Source organism: Polynucleobacter rarus (assembly GCF_003072505.1).
GTDB lineage: Bacteria > Pseudomonadota > Gammaproteobacteria > Burkholderiales > Burkholderiaceae > Polynucleobacter > Polynucleobacter rarus.
The window spans coordinates 1,435,321-1,452,564 of record NZ_NTGB01000001.1 but is presented as its reverse complement, the minus strand read 5'-3'; the positions used below and the strand labels follow the sequence as shown (position 1 = coordinate 1,452,564).

Below are 17,244 nucleotides of genomic sequence, written 5' to 3'. Positions count from 1 at the left end.
AAGATCATTTCAAATCAGAGTTAAAATTGATTCATCTAAATGTCTGAAGGTTGCTAAGTCTATGGCCGAATTGAATTCTCAAAATAATCCCGCTGAAAATGAGCCTGTTTATTACCCAACGATTGCTGAAATTGTTGGCAAAACGCCATTGATTCGTCTGCAACGAATACCAGGTGTTGGTAATCAAATCAGAAACAATATTATTTTAGGAAAATTAGAGGGTAATAACCCCGCTGGATCCGTCAAAGATCGTCCAGCTTTATCGATGATTAAAAAGGCTCAAGAGAGGGGGGATATTGCTCCAGGAGATACACTCATTGAAGCTACGAGTGGCAATACCGGAATCGCCTTAGCGATGGTTGCAGCGATTTTAGGTTACAAAATGGTTTTAGTGATGCCAGACAATCAAAGTTTGGAGCGACGTCAGAGTATGACCGCATATGGTGCCGAGTTGATTTTGACGCCATCCTCAGGGGGGATGGAGTACGCACGTGATTATGCTAAACAATTACAAAAAGAAGGGCGCGGCATTGTTTTAGACCAATTTTCTAACCGTGATAATCCTCTAGCGCATATCGAAGGTACTGGCCCCGAAATTTGGGAAGATACGAAGGGAAGAATCACCCACTTTGTATCCTCAATGGGCACTACCGGAACTATTACTGGCGTATCAACATTTTTAAAAGCACAAAATCCGCATATTCAAATTATTGGTGTGCAACCAACAGAAGGGTCACAGATTCCAGGTATTCGGAAATGGGCTCCTGATTATTTACCTAAAATTTTCGAGGCCAATCGGGTTGATAGTTTGGAATATGTCAATCAAATGGAAGCGGAAGAAATGTGCCGTAGATTAGCTAGAGAAGAGGGGATTTTCTGTGGTGTCTCTGCTGCGGGAACATTAGTGGCAGCCCTTCGGATTGCCGAGAGAATCGAGAATGCTACTGTTGTTTTTGTCGTTTGTGACCGGGGCGATCGTTATTTGTCGACGGGGGTTTTTCCTGCTTAAATGAATTCAGTGTCTCTCCACGGGCAGGATTTTTTTGCTCAGGATTGAAGTTGCTGGCAACCTGATAACCAAATTCAGTGACAGCCATTGCATAAAAAAAACTGCGGTTATATTGTGTAATGACTTCAAAATTCTTTAATCCTATCCAATAGGTAACGGACTCAATGCCTTTTGAATCGATGATGGGAAGGTCAACAATAAGCGCTAAATCATCGGCTCGAGTTGAGCTAGGTATCGTCTCAATGATTTTCATTGTTTTTAATTGAGCGAGTGTCCATTTTGGATTTGGATCACCATCAGCAATACGGCGAATCGTATCTAGAGTATCTGAGCTTGTTTTAACTGGAATTAAAATGGGTTGATTCGTTACCCAGCCATGCTGTACTAAAAAATTAGCAATGCTTGCCATCGCATCTGAGGCACTATTCCTCAGATCAACCAAACCATCTTTATCTCCATCCTTTGCAAATTTAAGTAAGCTAGTTGGCATAAATTGTGGCATACCAATTGCACCAGCAAATGAACTGGATTGGGTTAAGCACGCTTTAAACTGAATGGGGTTATCAATTTGACCAGACGGACTACAAAATGTGATTAAGTCAGCTAGCTGTTCTTTAAACATTTGGGATCGTGCAACACGATTCGAGGTGTCGGGGTAATCAAATGCAAGTGTTACCAAAACATCTCGCACAGGGAAACGTCCCATATTTTTCCCATAGATCGTTTCAATGCCTAAGATGCCGACAATTAATGCTGCTGGGACACCAGTTACATTTTCTAAATGGATTAATTCTTCTTGGTTAGCTAACCAAAATTGTTGACCAGCCTTGATTCGAAACGGATCTAGGGCATTTTGCTGGTATTTAAGCCAGTTTTTTTTTGCCCTTGCACCAACTGTTGGGGCTATGTATTGTTTTGCGGTCAGTTGCGGGATTACATCAACAAATGCTTCCCTTAACTTATCGAGTGATAAGTTTCTTTTTAAACTGATTTCAATCAAAAACAAATCTAGTACTTCGGATTGCGATAGTTTGACGGAGGCCTCCAAGGACTCACTAGAGTTTTTCTTTTTTAACTCTTCCGATTCTTGGGCGCTGGCATTAGTACAAATCCCGAGAAGGGAAAACATTACGAAGAAAAATGTCGTAATGAGGTTAAATTTTTTAGAAATTATCATGAGTGATTAAAGTTTCAGTAATAATAGAACGATCAAATAACTCTTAAATACAAATTTCAATTATGCCTACCGGATTCATTTCTCATCCCGATTGTATCAAGCATGAAATGGGAAATTATCATCCAGAATCTCCAGAACGACTGAGTGCCATCGAAGATCAGTTGCTACTGAGTCGAATTAACGATTATGTCGTTAAGCTGAGTGCACCTTTGGCAACAGAAGAAGAGCTAAACTTAGTGCATTCAAAACAACACATTGAGTTTATCAAAAGTATTCGTCCATTAAGTGGATATGCAGAAATTGACGGCGATACTTTTTTGAACCCTGATACCTGGAATGCATCATTAAGAGCTGCTGGTGCAGGAATCATTGCTGTAGACGCTATTATGAACAAAGAACTGGTGAATGCTTTTTGTTCGGTTAGGCCCCCTGGGCACCATGCTGAACCTGATAAGGCCATGGGGTTTTGTTTTTTTAATAATGTAGCAATTGCTGCTCAGTATGTGGTTAAAAAATATGGTGTTCAAAGAGTTGCGATTATTGACTTTGATGTTCATCATGGCAATGGCACAGAGCGTGCTGTGATGAATGATGATCATTTTTTGATGTGTAGTTTCTTTCAGAACCCATTATTCCCTTTTTCTGGCACCCTTAATCCAGCTGATAATATGGTTAATATCCCCGTTCCAGCATTTACGAGTGGAACTGAAATACGCCAGTTGGTTGAGGAACAATGGTTGCCAAGGTTACATACATTTCAGCCCGAGTTTATTTTTATCTCAGCAGGTTTTGACGCCCATCGAGAAGATGAATTAGGCCAAATGAGTCTCGTTGAGTCGGACTATGCTTGGCTCACGAAACAAATTGTTCAAATTGCAAAACAATATGCGCAGGGCAGAATTGTCAGTTGTTTAGAAGGTGGTTATAACTTATCAGCATTATCAAGGAGTGTAGTTGCTCATATCAAAGAGCTTGCTGAAATTTAATTTTAAAGTTTGTGATTTGTTGAAAGGTTCAGAGATGATGAATACAATTTTTGAAAAGGATTTAGATAAAAATCCTGCTAACTTTGCAGCGATGTCCCCACTCAATTTTATTGAGCGCACAGCGAGTATTTATCAGAAGCACTTAGCCATTGTGCATGGCTCTCTTCAGCAGAATTGGCAGACAACTTATACTCGTTGTAGGCAGTTAGCGAGTGCACTGTCTAAGATTGGAATTAAAAAGGGAGATACAGTTGCGGTCATGTTGCCCAATACGCCCCCAATGGTAGAGGCTCATTTTGGTGTGCCGATGACAGGCGCAATTCTGAATTGCTTAAATACTCGACTTGACCCGGAGTCCATTGCTTTTATGCTCAACCATGGAGAGGCGAAAGTCGTCATTATCGATCCTGAATTTAGTCACACAATGGTTCGAGCCATTGAAATTGCTGCTCGCGAACCATCTTCTAAAGTCCGAGATTTAATGGTGATTGATGTTGAGGATATTTTATATACTGGTAATGGTGTGAAAGTAGGTCAGACATCTTATGAAGAATTTTTGAGCACTGGCGACGCTAATTTTGCTTGGCAATATCCGAATGATGAGTGGGATTCTATTTGTTTAAATTACACCTCAGGCACAACGGGCAATCCTAAGGGGGTGGTTTATTCTCACCGCGGTGCAGCCACCAATGCGATATCTAATATTTTAGAATGGGATATGCCACGTCATCCTGTCTATTTGTGGACTTTACCTATGTTTCATTGTAATGGGTGGTGTTTCCCTTGGACGATTGCTGCACGAGCTGGGGTCAATGTTTGTTTGCGAAAAGTTGATGCCATCAATATCTTTAACGCGATGAAAACGTTGGGAGTGACTCATTATTGTGCAGCCCCGATTGTCCATAGCTTACTAGTTAATGCTTCGGATGAATTAAGAAAGGACGTACCAAGAGGCGTGAAGGCCATGGTCGCGGGAGCTGCGCCTCCTGCTTCGATGATTGAGGGGATGGAAGAAATGGGTTTTGATCTCACTCATGTCTATGGTCTGACAGAAACTTATGGTCCAGCAGCTGTCTGTGTAAAGCATCAAGATTGGGATGGTCTGCCGATCGGCGATCGTGCCGCACTGAATGCCCGACAAGGAGTTCGTTATCACATGCAACAAGAAATGAATGTAATTGATCCTGAGACCCTCATCCCTGTGCCTGCGGATGGACAAACCATGGGTGAAATCGTCTTTAAGGGCAATATTGCCATGAAAGGTTATTTAAAAAACCCAACCGCTACTGCTGAAGCCTTTCATGGGGGGTGGTTTCATACGGGAGATTTAGCTGTGATTCATCCGGATGGCTACATAAAAATCAAAGATCGCAGCAAAGACATCATTATTTCTGGCGGAGAAAACATCTCCTCTATAGAGGTCGAGGATATTCTTTATCGTCACCCAGCTGTCTTAGCTGCTGCGGTGGTTGCGAAGCCAGATGCCAAATGGGGAGAAACACCTTGCGCCTTTTTAGAGTTAAAACAAAATTCCAATGTGACAGAGCAAGAGATTATTAATTACTGTAAATTACACCTTGCTGGATTTAAAGTGCCAAGAGCAGTCGTTTTTGGAGAGTTACCAAAAACTTCAACTGGAAAAATTCAAAAGTTTGAATTACGTAAACTTGCCGGCTCAATAAAAGCCTTCAATGTATAGTGGTTAATAGTTTTGTTTTACTTTTTTGTAAAATAGAAGTCAGTAAGCATTTAATTAAATTTTTTGGGTTCGATAAATGAAGATATTAGTTGCTGTAAAACGCGTGATTGACTACAACGTCAAGATTAGAGTTAAGTCAGACCAATCCGGTGTTGAAACCGCTAACGTCAAAATGAGCATGAATCCTTTTGATGAGATAGCAGTTGAGGAAGCTGTTCGTTTAAAAGAAGCTGGTGTTGCCACAGAAGTGATAGCGGTTTCTATTGGACCAACAACATGTCAAGAAACCCTCCGGACTGCCATGGCAATCGGCGCTGATCGTGGCATTTTGGTCGAAACGAACGAAGAGATTCAGCCTTTAGCTGTCGCAAAAATTCTTAAAGCAATTGTAGATAAAGAGCAACCTCAAATAATCATTTTAGGTAAGCAGGCAATTGATGACGATAGTAATCAAACTGGTCAAATGTTAGCGGCATTAATGAATGCAGCCCAGGCAACGTTTGCCTCTAAAGTGCTTGTACAAGATGGTAGCCTATCTGTTACCCGTGAAATTGACGGTGGTTTGGAAACACTTGCATTGAAACTACCTGCAGTAATAACGACTGACCTAAGATTGAATGAACCAAGATATGTAACCTTGCCGAATATCATGAAAGCCAAGAAAAAACCTCTTGAAGTCATGAAGCCTGAAGATTTAGGGGTTGACTTTACGCCACGTCTTAAAACTCTCAAAGTGGTTGAGCCTGCAGCAAGATCTGCAGGTGTAATGGTTCCAGATATTAAAACTTTGGTCGAAAAACTTAAAAATGAAGCAAAGGTAATCTAAATGGTCGCATTAGTCATAGCAGAGCATCAAAATAACTCTATCCAAGCAGGTACTTTAAATGTCGTTACGGCAGCTACTCAGTTATCGAGTGAAGTACATGTTTTAGTGGTTGGTAGTCAAGCTGGAGAGGCCGCTGTTGCTGCGGCAAAAATAAAAGGTGTCAGTAAGGTTTTATTGGCTCAGGCAGATTATTTTGCGAATCAACTTGCCGAGCCTTTAAGTGCCCAGGTGGTTGCTATTGCGCAAAATTACAGCCATATTCTGACAAATGCCACACCTTTTGGTAAGAATATTTTGCCAAGAATTGCAGCTTTGTTGGATGTCGCTCAAATTTCTGAAGTAACTCATATTGTTTCTAGCGATACTTTCGAAAGACCTATTTATGCTGGTAACGCAATTGCTACAGTGCAAGCTACCGATGCAATTAAAGTAATGACGGTCAGAGCAACATCTTTTGAACCTTCCACCTTGGATGGCCAGGCGATTGTAGAAGAGGTAGTTGCTGTCGCAAATCCTGAGTTATCTAATTTTACAAGTAATGAAACAGTTAAATCAGATCGTCCTGAATTGACCGCTGCGAAAATTATTGTCTCTGGTGGCCGTGGCTTGGGCTCTGCAGAAAATTATCATTCTGTGATGGAACCCTTAGCTGATAGGCTAGGCGCTGCTTTAGGCGCATCAAGAGCTGCTGTAGACGCAGGTTATGTGCCTAACGATTACCAAGTCGGTCAAACAGGGAAAATTGTTGCTCCACAACTTTACGTTGCGGTTGGTATCTCTGGCGCTATTCAACACCTTGCAGGGATGAAAGATTCAAAAGTAATCGTTGCCATTAATAAAGATCCAGATGCTCCTATCTTTGGTGTTGCAGATTATGGTTTAGTAGCGGATCTTTTTTCAGCAGTACCAGAGTTGCTGCAAGAACTTGGATAATTTTTTAGAGTAGAAGTATTTGTTGTTAGTTTGTTCGTTGATTCATTCTTTAAGGAGAAAAAATGTCTTACCAAGCCCCATTAAAGGAAATGGCATTTGTGATGAATCAACTTGCTGGATTATCGGATGTTTGCAAATTACCTGCTTATCTAGAAAGTGAATTAGATTCTGAGATGGCTCATGCCATCTTGGAGGAGAGTTCTAAGTTTGCTCAAGAAGTCTTAGATCCACTCAATTGGCCAGCCGATTGTGAACCAGGTTCGTTCCAGGATAATCAAGTTTTTACTGCGAAGGGTTTTAAGGAAGCTTATCAATTATTCACTTCTGGTGGCTGGCAAGGTGTCTTTCATTCACAAAAATATGGTGGACAGGGCTTACCGAAACTAGTCGCAACTGCCTGTACTGAAATGATGAATTCTGCGAATTTATCTTTTGCACTCTGCCCATTATTAACCGATGGGGCAATTGAAGCCTTAATGACTGCGGCGAGCGATTCAGTAAAAAATCAATTTTTACCAAATATGATTTCGGGTAAGTGGACTGGCACGATGAATTTAACTGAGCCCCAGGCAGGGTCAGATTTATCCTTAGTTAGAACCAAGGCTTTGCCACAGACTGATGGTACATATCAGATTTTTGGCACAAAAATTTATATTACTTATGGCGAACATGATCTCGCCGAAAATATTATTCACCTTGTCTTAGCTAGAACGCCTGATGCACCAGAGGGAGTTAAGGGCATTTCCTTATTTGTTGTGCCCAAATTTCTAGTCAATCAAGATGGTACTCTTGGAAAACGCAATGATGTTCATTGTGTCTCGATTGAGCATAAGCTTGGAATCAAAGCAAGTCCTACAGCTGTCTTGCAATATGGGGATAATGGCGGCGCTATTGGTTATTTAGTAGGTCAAGAAAACCGTGGCCTCGAGTACATGTTTATTATGATGAATGCAGCAAGGTTTAATGTTGGCATGCAAGGCGTTTCCGTATCCGAGAGGGCTTATCAAAGGGCGGTACAGTATGCAAAAGACCGTTTACAAAGTAGAGACTTGGCGGGTTCGTCTGGACCAGTTGCGATTATTCATCATCCTGATGTGAAACGCATGCTCCTCACTATGAGAGCGTATACCCAGGCAAGCCGGAGTTTGGCTTATGTGGGCGCTGCATCTCAAGATTTGGCTCATCATGCCATGAATGAAGAAGAAAAGCAGTGGTCCCAGGCCTTTTTTGAGTATCTAGTTCCCATCATTAAGGGATTTTCTACTGAAATATCTGTTGAAGTTGCTAGTCTTGGGATTCAGGTACATGGGGGAATGGGCTATATTGAAGAAACGGGAGCTGCCCAATATTTACGTGATGCCAGAATATTACCGATATACGAGGGTACTACAGCGATTCAAGCGAATGATTTAGTTGGTAGAAAAACCCTCAAAGATGGCGGAAGGGTGGCAAAGTGTATTGCTAGAGAAATTGAAGCGACTGAGCAACTGTTGGCACTAAATGCATCGGCAGCAGCCTTAAGTATGTTGACCCATTTAAAGGCCGCTAGAGGCGCCTTTGAAGAGGTTGTTGATTATGTTGTGACCAATACCAAAGAGGATATCAAGGCTGTGTTTGGTGGGAGTGTGACCTATTTAAAATTAGCTGGATTGACATTATCTGGTTGGCAAATGGCTAGATCATTATTGATTGCCCAGGACTTACAAAAGGATGATCCAGAATTCTATCGTGCCAAAATTACTACTGCTCTATTCTTCGCCGAGCATCTGTTGACGCAAGTACCAGGTCTTGCGATTGCAGTAACTCAAGGTGGTAAAAATATCAATACGATGGCAGCTGAACAGTTCTAAAGCGATTGGGAGCTATCTCTTACTGAGAAATTTTTCTTGCAGCCTCAATTTGCATATTGAAATATTGTTCAAAAGCAATCGCTAAGCCAGACATCAGGAAAAATGCCCCAACCATTAGGGCGAAAATTACACATAGAATGATTAACCAGCCTGATTGGTTTTTTGTTTCGGTGTCAGCATTAAATTGTGCATCGAACTTTTCATCGAGTCGAAGTCCAAAAGCAAAGGTAGCTAACCAACTCGCCAAAATGGAAGCCTCTCCTAAAATGACTGCAATCCATCCCATTAAGGATTCTTTTTCAGTCTGAGCTAACTCAAACCAGCCCCAAATACCAAACAGTAAGCAGGCGATTTGTAAGTAGAACCACTTGCTTTTAAAGCCGTATAAATAAACCCAATGTAGGCCTGTGCCAGGTAAAAAAGTGCTGATAGAGCAATTTATTAATTTTGATTTGAAGTAAGTCATATCTGTAATGATAATGCTTAGCTTGCAATTTTGTATTTCCCTCTCAAGAGTGGTAATTTTTATTCCTTTTTATCTCTGGCAAAAACCAAGACATCACCACTTTTGCCAAATAACAATAATTGATTTTGATTTTGTTGCCACGAACGGTAGTCTTCTAAAACATTTAAAAAATCTTGTTCTAGTTGATTGCGCTGGTTTTCAAGACACATTTTACGAGTGCTACCGATCGGCCCAAGTTCAATAGCGCCTTTGCTATCTTCTTTTAGATTTGAGAAAAAATTATTGCAACCAGTCGAGCCGGAAAGCATTTTTTTAGATGCGTCAAAAACAATGAAGATGTGATCAGAATTACTTGCTTGCGGAATCACTCTAAACTTGATTTGGCCATTTTGCGGGGGAAGATTCCAGCGGACTAATGTCCAACGTCCATTTAAATCATTTAAAGGTGGGGAAGAGCAGACATTACAGTCAGGTAGGATCGAAGCGCAAGAAACCAATAAGAATAAGCCTAAAAAGCTGATATATCGGTAGAAAATACCTAAAAAAGGCTTTTTTGATGAAGAAGTGTTTGTCGTCATATTGGTTTTACGCTAAAATAGTAGGTTTTCCGGATTAGTAATTTTACTGAATTCATTTTGCAACTGAAATATTGCGAAAGCAAATGAAGTTTACAGTTCAGTATTGTTTAGCTTGTCCTGGTATCCGATTAATTTTTTGATTTATTTTTAAGGAAATACTTATGGTCGTTATTCGACTTGCTCGTGGTGGTTCTAAAAAGCGTCCCTTTTACAGTGTAGTAGTAACGGACAAGCGTAATCGTCGTGACTCTAATTTTGTCGAGCGTTTAGGCTACTATAACCCTCGTGCTATTTCAACTGAACAAGGTTTCCGTGTTGCTCAAGATCGTTTAACTTATTGGACAGGTGTTGGTGCTGAAATGTCTCCAACCGTTAAACGTTTAATCAAGCAACATAAAACTGTAGCTTAATTTTTATCTTAGTTTGCATAATCATGGGGCCTTTCAAAGGCCTCCTCGATTTACTCAGGTCAACGGACTTTGTTCTTCATATGACCTGCTGCAGTAAATCTGCTACAACTAATTTACTCATCGTCAATTGAATCCCCAATCGAAAGATATCCTACCAGCTGATTTGGTTGAACTCGGCACGGTGATTGACGCTTACGGTATTAAGGGCGCTTTAAAAGTCCGTCCTTTTTCAGATGACCCAGTAGCACTATTAAAGGCTAAAGAGGTCTGGATTAGGCATCCCGGTGACCCTGGTAACTTAAAAAATTATCAGGTCTATTCTTCTCGAAATCATAGTGGTACGATTCTTTTGGAACTGACGGGATTAACTGATCGTGAGTTAGTTTTAAGTCTCAAATCTGCAGAAATCTTGGTTTCTCGCAAATCCTTTCCTAGCCTAAGTCAAGATGAGTATTATTGGTCGGATTTGATCGGCTTGTCAGTCGTCAATCAACATCAAGAAATACTTGGCAATGTTACTGAATTGATGGACAACGGCGTTCAATCTGTCTTAGTCATTGAGGATGATGTAAAAAAACAACGTTTAATCCCTTTTGTGGCACCTTTCATTCTGGAAGTGTTTTTACGGGGAACGGATGAGCCGAAAATTGTAGTTGATTGGGAAAATGACTGGTGATTCTAAAGCAAACTAATCTTCGATTAGCTTGAGTACTTAAATCAAAATTCATTGAAAATCAACAAAAGTTCAATTTCCAAGGAAGCATCGAAATGCGATTTGATGTACTAACTATTTTTCCTGAAATGTTTGAGGCTATTACTCAATATGGAGTGACTAGTCGTGCTTTTTCAAAAGAAATTCTCCATTTAAAAACCTGGAACCCAAGAGACTTTACTAGCGATCCTCGTAAGACAGTAGATGATCGTGCTTATGGTGGTGGCCCCGGAATGGTAATGATGGTTGGGCCATTAGAAGATGCTCTACAGGCGGTGCAAGAGGATATTGCTAGCTCCAGTGCGATGAAAAAAGGACCCACAGTTCTGATGTCCCCCCAAGGTAGGGTCTTCAACCAAGATTTAGCCAAGGAAATGAGTCAGTTAGAACAGATCACATTTGTTTGTGGCAGATATGAAGCGGTAGATCAACGATTTATCGAACGGCATGTTGATTTTGAATTAAGTATTGGTGATTACGTGGTTTCAGGAGGGGAGTTACCCGCTTTAGTGGTAATGGATAGCCTTATTCGATTGATGCCAAATGTACTTGGAGATGCAAATTCTGCTCAGCAAGATAGCTTTAGTGATGGACTTTTAGACTGTCCTCACTATACAAGACCAGAAAATTATAAAAATTTTTTAGTTCCGGGGGTGCTTTTAGGCGGACATCACGGTAGAATAGAGAGTTGGCGTCGTAATGAATCATTAATTGCGACACAAAAGAGTCGTCCTGATCTTATTTTGGCGGCTCGAAAAAAAGGGTTGTTGAGTTTAAAGGATGAAAAAGTTTTGCAAGAGTATTTAGAAACCTTGGCATCTGGGCTCAACAAATAACTGTTTAATCGTATCCTCTTACGAGTCCCGAATCAAAGTAGTTATAGATTCACGAGGGAATAAAACGTCGTAATGATACTTAAGGAAATCACATGAATTTGATTGAAAAAATTGAGCAAGAAGAAATTGCTCGTCTAACTAGTAATAAAGTAATTCCACCATTTGCTCCTGGCGATACACTCATTGTGAGCGTTAACGTGGTTGAAGGTACACGTAAGCGTGTGCAGGCATTTGAAGGCGTTGTAATTGCGAAACGTAATCGTGGCTTAAATTCTAGCTTCATCGTTCGTAAAATCTCCTCTGGTGAGGGTGTTGAAAGAACATTCCAAACTTACTCTCCTTTAATCGCAAGTATTGAAGTTAAACGTCGTGGTGATGTTCGCCGTGCGAAACTTTATTACCTCCGTGAGCGTTCTGGTAAATCAGCACGTATTAAAGAGAAGTTAGTTGCTCGTACTAAGGTTGCTAAGGTTGTAGAGACTCCAGCTCAATAAGCTTGGAATCAACGCTAGAGATAGCGGATCAATCCAAAGTAATCAGAAGCCCCGGGGTTTATCTTCGGGGCTTTTTTATTGGTAAGGTGGTCAACTAGTCGAAGATTCTTTATAATTGAATGATGCGACCTAGAGTTCCTAAGTATGACCCTCAATTGGTACCAATTTTGGTGCCCTCATTAGACACCCCCGCAATTGATGAAAAATTTCTCAATGAGACCGCATTGCGTGATCGTTTTACGAATCATGTTGAGTGGGTTCCAGAGTTAACAGACGAGTCTAGATTATCCATTGGTTATCTAGATACCTATGAGAAGCGCATTGCTGGTGTTTTAGTACCTCTCCTCAATATCGATGATCAAATTCATGTACTACTCACGAAGAGAGCCGCTCATTTAAACGATCACGCCGGACAGATTAGTTTTCCAGGCGGGCGTAAAGAAGATTCTGATTCGGATATTCAAATCACTGCACTACGAGAGGCAAAAGAAGAAATTGGCTTAAATCCATCTCATGTGGAGATTTTAGGATCCTTACCTGACTATCATACGATTACAGGTTATCAAGTTACGCCAGTCGTTGGTATGGTGAGTCAATTGAAGGATTTTTCGCCCGACACGAACGAAGTCGATGAGATTTTTATGGTCCCTCTCGCTTTTTTAATGAATCCTGCTAATCATCAAATTCGTCAACGAACCACTGAAGATGGAAGTCGTACTTTTTATGCGATGCCCTATGAGAATCGGTTTATTTGGGGGGCTACTGCTGGGATGCTAAGGAACTTGTATCACTTTTTGAGGGCGCCTCAACAATGACCTTTTTTTCAGTTTTATTTGCTTTATTTGCCGAGCAATATATTCCTGTCGGTAAGGATCACTGGATCGTAAGAATATGTCGCAATTGGGTAAAAAAAGTACCAAATTATTTTGATACAGGCGAAGCTGACTCGGCAAAAATTGCGATTGCAGTTCTTTTAATTCCACCTGTAATGATCGTTTTAGGTGTGCATTTATGGTTAATTTTTAATCAACCACTTTTCGCCTTAATTTGGAATGTTACGATTGTTTATTTTTTCATGGGCTTCAGACAATTTAGTCATCATTTCACAAAAATTCAAGAACTTCTCAATAATCGTCAAATTGAATTAGCTAGAGCCGAGTTAAGCGCATGGGTAGGTCCAAGTTTAAATACTGAGACCTTACCTGAATCTGAATTGGTAAGGCATACCTTGGAGCGATCTATTTTGGCCGTTCATTCACATGTATTTGGTGTGTTTTTTTGGTTTTTAGTACCGATTGGTCCTGCTGGGGTTGTGATGTATCGCTTGAGTTTAATGGCTCAAGAGAATTGGAAATTTGGTAATGCAAGCCCAATTCTGATCGATCATATCAATAAATGGCGTTATTTAATTGATTGGGTACCAACTAGACTAACTGCGATTGGTTTTACGATTGTGGGTAATTTTGAAAAAGCGGTTTATGCATGGCGATTTCATCAAAAAAAATGGGATAACCAGTCTGCGGCAATTTTAATTGGTACAGGAGGCGGTGCTTTGGGGGTTCAACTCGGAGAGCCTTTGGCGCAAGTCAATAGTTTAGAGGCTATTCAAATGGCAGAGGAGGGGGTTTTACCCGTGCAAGAATATGGAATGTTACCTATTGCCGCACATCTAGCCTCTGGAGCCTCTTTGGTGTGGAGAGCAGTCATTTTGTGGATGATTCTACTTGCTATGTTATCGGTAGCAATTTGGATTTGATCTTTTTCTTGGCTTTGACGCTTGACCAAATGAAGTTTTAGACTATTTAGTCGGACGCTCTAAAACTTGGGTCGTAGCATTTCTGGTTTCGTGAACTAATTGACGAAACAAGTTCAAGCGTTGTGGGGCGATTTTTCCTAAACCAACTGCTTTTAAGACAGCACAATCTGGTTCGTGTAAATGAGTGCAATTATGATATTTGCAGTGCCCAAGATAGGGTCCAAACTCAGTAAATGCGTGTTGTAGTTCACTTTCTGAAATATGCGCTAAGCCAAACTCTTGGAAACCAGGAGAATCAATTAAAGCGCCTAACTGGCCATTTTTGATACCCCATTCATTAGGTAAATCATAATATCGACATGCAGTCGTTGTGTGTTTACCCGTATCGAGTTTGATTGAGTGCTCACGAGTTTGTGCAAGTGCAGTTGGGATCCATTGGTTGAGAAGTGTAGATTTGCCCATGCCAGATTGACCAACTAAAACCGAGACCTTCCCAGCAAGGTGTTCTCTCAAAGAAAGCAAACTTTGTGGGGAGGACTTTGCCGAAATCTCGTGGATAGGAATATCTAAATTTCGATAAGGGGCCAAGAGCTCACGCGCTTTTTCGAGTGAATCGCTTAAATCTATTTTGTTCAATAAAATTCTAAATTCAATACCGTCATGTTCTGCAGCAATGGCGGCTCTACCCAATAAATCTGGTGAGAAAGCAGGCTGGGTTGCTAGGACTAAAATGACCTGATCCACATTAGCAGCGATTGATTTCGAGCGAAAGGCATCGGATCGAAAGAGTAGATTTTTCCTTGGCTGAATTTTTTCAATTACCGCTTGGTCATTTGATGTTTTCGAGAGCGATAAACGATCACCAACTGCAGCGAGGTGTTTTTTCCCGCGACTATTCACTTCCCAATATTCATCTTCCCCTGATGGGAGCTTTTGAATCGATCTAGCAATATAGTTTCTACCAAAAGAAGCAATTAATAACGAGTCAATAAGCTCAATTGGCATGAGTTAGTAATTTACCGAAGGGATAACTGGTAAAGATGCTCAATCCGAATCGGTGCTGGAGGATGGGAGTCATAAAATGCTGAATACCATCGATCGGGTGTCAAGGTTGCGGCATTATCTTGATAAAGCTTAATGAGTGCTTTAATTAGTTCATGGGCATCCGTTTTTTCAGCAGCAAATGCATCAGCTTCAAATTCATGTTTTCTAGATAAGAGGCTAGAGAGCGGTGTGATGAAGAAGGTAAAGACTGGCGTGACTAAAAAGAATAAGGCTAATGCGAGACCAGCATTGTTTCCAGTTAGGGACGGTTCAACGCCAAGACCCTCATAAAACCACACTTGATTCATGAGCCAACCTAGCAAAGCGAGACCTAATAAGGTCGTGATAAAGGTCATCACCATTCTTTTACGAATATGGTTTTTCTTAAAGTGTCCAAGCTCGTGTGCCAAAACTGCCTCAATCTCAGAAGGAGACAATTTTTCGATGAGAGTATCAAAAAATACAATTCGCTTACTTTTGCCGATACCAGTAAAGTAAGCATTGCCATGAGCGCTACGTTTACTGCCATCCATGACAAATAAACCTTTACTGACAAAGCCGCAACGGTTTAAGAGGAGTTGGATAGAGTCTTTTAATGAGCCATCTTCTAGCGGTTTAAATTTATTAAAGAAAGGTGCAATCCAAATAGGAAAGACCCAAGTCGCAATCAAGATAAAACTCACCATGGTGATCCAAGCATAAACCCACCAATAATCACCAGCTTTAGCCATCAGAGTTAAAACAACCCAAAGGAGGGGAACTCCGATACAAAGACTTAAGAGGATGTTTTTGAAAAAATCAATGAAAAAGAGCTTTTTACTCATCCGGTTAAAACCAAAGTTTTCTTCTAAATGAAACTGACGATACCAAGAAAAAGGAAGATCAATCGCGCTTGAGAGAATACTAATACTCAAAATTAATGCAATTTGTTGCCAAACGCCAGCTGATAAAAAATTCAATAACTCTAAATGGACTAGATACAACAAACCGAAGATGGTGAAAACTAATAACATCGCTTGAGATAATGCGATTTCTAAGATTCCAAAACGTAGTTTAGCGACGGTGTAGTCTGCAGCCTTTTGATGATTTTCTAAAGTGATTTTTTCTTCAAAGCCTTTAGGGACAGTAGGGCGATGTTGAATCACCGATTTAATTTGACGATTTGCCAAAATAAATTGGATAAAAAGTCCGAGAAATAAAAAAAGAAGGAAAATATAGGTAAATATCATTTAGTAATTATAAGAGCGAGAGAGAAATTGAACACAGAATTGAAAAAAGACCGTTTAGTTTGGTTGGATATGGAAATGTCAGGTCTTGATCCTGACAAGGAAAAGATCTTGGAAATTGCTATTTTAATCACTGATGGTGAGTTGGAAATTGTTGCTGAGGGTCCGGTTCTAGTCATTCATCAAAGTGATGAAGTTCTGGACGCTATGGATTCTTGGAACAAAGGTACGCATGGTAAGTCAGGACTTATTGAAAAAGTGAAGGCTTCCCAGATTTCAGATGAGCAAGCACAAAAGATTTGTTTGGACTTCCTCAAGGAACACATCAAGCCGAATACTTCTCCGATGTGTGGCAATACGATTCATCAAGATCGTCGCTTTATGGCGAAATATATGCCGGAGTTAGAGGCATACTTTCACTATCGAAATATTGATGTTTCGACAGTAAAAGAGCTTTGTAAACGTTGGCAGCCCCAAACTGCAAAACTCTTTACGAAAAAACAAGCGCACACGGCCTTGGCCGATATCGTGGAGTCAATTGAAGAGTTACGTTTTTACCGCGCTAACTTCTTCCGGTCACCCGAAAGCTGAATACATTTTTATAGGGCGAAAATCTTACCTCCTCCGAATCGCTGACTTAGGGCGAAATGCTTTGACAATTTCTGGGTTGGTCTCGATATAGGGACCACCTATTAAATCAATGCAGTAGGGTACCGCAGCAAAAATTCCAGAAACTAAGGATTTACCCTCTTTATCTTTTAAACCCTCTAAGGTTTCGGTAATTGCTTTGGGTTGGCCCGGTAAGTTAATCATGAGCGCAGCATGGTTTTCTATTTCTCTGAGTGCTCCAACTTGTCTAGATAGAATCGCTGTCGGCACAAAATTCAAACTGATTTGACGCATTTGCTCACCAAATCCAGGCATTTCTCGGGTTGCAACGGCCAGGGTTGATTCCGGGGTAACGTCACGTCGACTAGGGCCCGTACCACCAGTGGTTAGTACTAAATCACAAAGTTCAACATCAACTAGCTCTTTAAGAGCAGTTTCGATCATCGATTGTTCATCAGCAATTAGACGTGTTTCAAATATCAATGGGTTTTGAACCACTTTTTCAAGCCAAGTTTTTAAAGCCGGAATACCCTCGTCCTGATAAATGCCAAGACTTGCTCTATCAGAAATAGAAATTAAGCCGATCTTGACCGATTCAAGCGATAATAATTGATCTGTTGTAGTGTCTGACAT

The 17,244-nt window shown here is 40.7% G+C and carries 19 protein-coding genes; 13 read left to right on the top strand and 6 right to left on the bottom strand.

Going from position 1 to position 17,244, the window contains the following annotated elements:
- Nucleotides 1-61 precede the first annotated feature (61 nt).
- Nucleotides 62-1,009, top strand: a complete 948-nt coding sequence (gene cysM, locus AOC35_RS06845; RefSeq protein WP_108646379.1) for a cysteine synthase CysM — start codon at nucleotides 62-64, stop codon at nucleotides 1,007-1,009.
- Here the strand turns inward: cysM and AOC35_RS06840 are convergent.
- Nucleotides 942-2,138: a lytic murein transglycosylase gene (locus AOC35_RS06840; protein ID WP_159077500.1), complete on the bottom strand. Its 1,197-nt coding sequence runs from the start codon at nucleotides 2,136-2,138 to the stop codon at nucleotides 942-944. The two genes, cysM and AOC35_RS06840, sit on opposite strands and share 68 nt — an antisense overlap.
- Before the next feature lie 110 nt (nucleotides 2,139-2,248).
- Between AOC35_RS06840 and AOC35_RS06835 the strand changes: the two genes are divergently transcribed.
- The 5 genes from AOC35_RS06835 (at nucleotide 2,249) to AOC35_RS06815 (ending at nucleotide 8,480) form a co-directional block, all read left to right on the top strand.
- A complete protein-coding gene (locus tag AOC35_RS06835) occupies nucleotides 2,249-3,172 on the top strand; it encodes a histone deacetylase family protein (RefSeq protein WP_108646377.1) in 924 nt (307 codons plus the stop codon).
- Nucleotides 3,173-3,209: 37 nt separating this feature from the next.
- The gene (locus AOC35_RS06830; protein ID WP_108648753.1) at nucleotides 3,210-4,871 is read left to right on the top strand and encodes an acyl-CoA synthetase; all 1,662 of its coding nucleotides are present in this window, start codon (nucleotides 3,210-3,212) and stop codon (nucleotides 4,869-4,871) included.
- Between the two features lie 76 nt (nucleotides 4,872-4,947).
- Complete coding sequence (locus AOC35_RS06825) at nucleotides 4,948-5,697, top strand: electron transfer flavoprotein subunit beta/FixA family protein (RefSeq protein WP_108646376.1); 750 nt, start codon at nucleotides 4,948-4,950, stop codon at nucleotides 5,695-5,697.
- Nucleotides 5,698-6,630, top strand: coding sequence for an electron transfer flavoprotein subunit alpha/FixB family protein (locus tag AOC35_RS06820; RefSeq protein WP_108646375.1), 933 nt, complete (start codon nucleotides 5,698-5,700; stop codon nucleotides 6,628-6,630).
- Between the two features lie 62 nt (nucleotides 6,631-6,692).
- On the top strand, nucleotides 6,693-8,480 hold the full coding sequence (locus tag AOC35_RS06815; RefSeq protein WP_108646374.1) for an acyl-CoA dehydrogenase: 1,788 nt from the start codon (nucleotides 6,693-6,695) through the stop codon (nucleotides 8,478-8,480).
- Nucleotides 8,481-8,499: 19 nt separating this feature from the next.
- Here AOC35_RS06815 and AOC35_RS06810 read toward each other — a convergent pair whose 3' ends face one another.
- A complete protein-coding gene (locus AOC35_RS06810; protein WP_108646373.1) occupies nucleotides 8,500-8,946 on the bottom strand; it encodes a hypothetical protein in 447 nt (148 codons plus the stop codon).
- A gap of 59 nt (nucleotides 8,947-9,005) precedes the next feature.
- Nucleotides 9,006-9,524 carry an META domain-containing protein gene (locus AOC35_RS06805; protein ID WP_108646372.1) on the bottom strand — a complete coding sequence of 173 codons (519 nt, stop codon included), beginning with the start codon at nucleotides 9,522-9,524 and terminating at the stop codon, nucleotides 9,006-9,008.
- A 161-nt stretch (nucleotides 9,525-9,685) separates the two neighbouring features.
- Between AOC35_RS06805 and rpsP the strand changes: the two genes are divergently transcribed.
- The 6 genes from rpsP (at nucleotide 9,686) to AOC35_RS06775 (ending at nucleotide 13,732) form a co-directional block, all read left to right on the top strand.
- Nucleotides 9,686-9,934, top strand: coding sequence for a 30S ribosomal protein S16 (rpsP, locus tag AOC35_RS06800; protein WP_084282568.1), 249 nt, complete (start codon nucleotides 9,686-9,688; stop codon nucleotides 9,932-9,934).
- A gap of 127 nt (nucleotides 9,935-10,061) precedes the next feature.
- Nucleotides 10,062-10,610, top strand: a complete 549-nt coding sequence (gene rimM / locus AOC35_RS06795; RefSeq protein WP_108646371.1) for a ribosome maturation factor RimM — start codon at nucleotides 10,062-10,064, stop codon at nucleotides 10,608-10,610.
- Between the two features lie 92 nt (nucleotides 10,611-10,702).
- Entirely contained in the window at nucleotides 10,703-11,482 is a 780-nt protein-coding gene (gene trmD / locus AOC35_RS06790; protein WP_108646370.1) for a tRNA (guanosine(37)-N1)-methyltransferase TrmD, read from the top strand.
- A 92-nt stretch (nucleotides 11,483-11,574) separates the two neighbouring features.
- On the top strand, nucleotides 11,575-11,976 hold the full coding sequence (gene rplS / locus AOC35_RS06785; RefSeq protein ID WP_108646369.1) for a 50S ribosomal protein L19: 402 nt from the start codon (nucleotides 11,575-11,577) through the stop codon (nucleotides 11,974-11,976).
- Between the two features lie 122 nt (nucleotides 11,977-12,098).
- Nucleotides 12,099-12,791 (top strand): CoA pyrophosphatase, encoded by a 693-nt coding sequence (locus AOC35_RS06780; RefSeq protein WP_108646368.1) that lies wholly within the window; start codon nucleotides 12,099-12,101, stop codon nucleotides 12,789-12,791.
- A complete protein-coding gene (locus AOC35_RS06775; protein ID WP_108646367.1) occupies nucleotides 12,788-13,732 on the top strand; it encodes a CobD/CbiB family protein in 945 nt (314 codons plus the stop codon). The genes AOC35_RS06780 and AOC35_RS06775 overlap by 4 nt, the downstream gene beginning before the upstream one ends.
- Nucleotides 13,733-13,774: 42 nt before the next feature.
- Here the strand turns inward: AOC35_RS06775 and rsgA are convergent, their stop codons facing one another.
- Both rsgA and AOC35_RS06765 read right to left on the bottom strand, forming a co-directional pair.
- A complete protein-coding gene (gene rsgA / locus AOC35_RS06770; RefSeq protein WP_108646366.1) occupies nucleotides 13,775-14,737 on the bottom strand; it encodes a ribosome small subunit-dependent GTPase A in 963 nt (320 codons plus the stop codon).
- Between the two features lie 11 nt (nucleotides 14,738-14,748).
- Nucleotides 14,749-16,005 (bottom strand): M48 family metallopeptidase, encoded by a 1,257-nt coding sequence (locus tag AOC35_RS06765; protein ID WP_108646365.1) that lies wholly within the window; start codon nucleotides 16,003-16,005, stop codon nucleotides 14,749-14,751.
- 27 nt (nucleotides 16,006-16,032) lie between these two features.
- Here AOC35_RS06765 and orn point away from each other — a divergent pair, with 27 nt between their 5' ends.
- Complete coding sequence (orn, locus tag AOC35_RS06760; protein WP_281259260.1) at nucleotides 16,033-16,593, top strand: oligoribonuclease; 561 nt, start codon at nucleotides 16,033-16,035, stop codon at nucleotides 16,591-16,593.
- A 24-nt stretch (nucleotides 16,594-16,617) separates the two neighbouring features.
- On the opposite strand, the gene mog is transcribed toward orn, so the two are convergent.
- Nucleotides 16,618-17,244: a molybdopterin adenylyltransferase gene (mog, locus tag AOC35_RS06755; RefSeq protein ID WP_108646364.1), complete on the bottom strand. Its 627-nt coding sequence runs from the start codon at nucleotides 17,242-17,244 to the stop codon at nucleotides 16,618-16,620.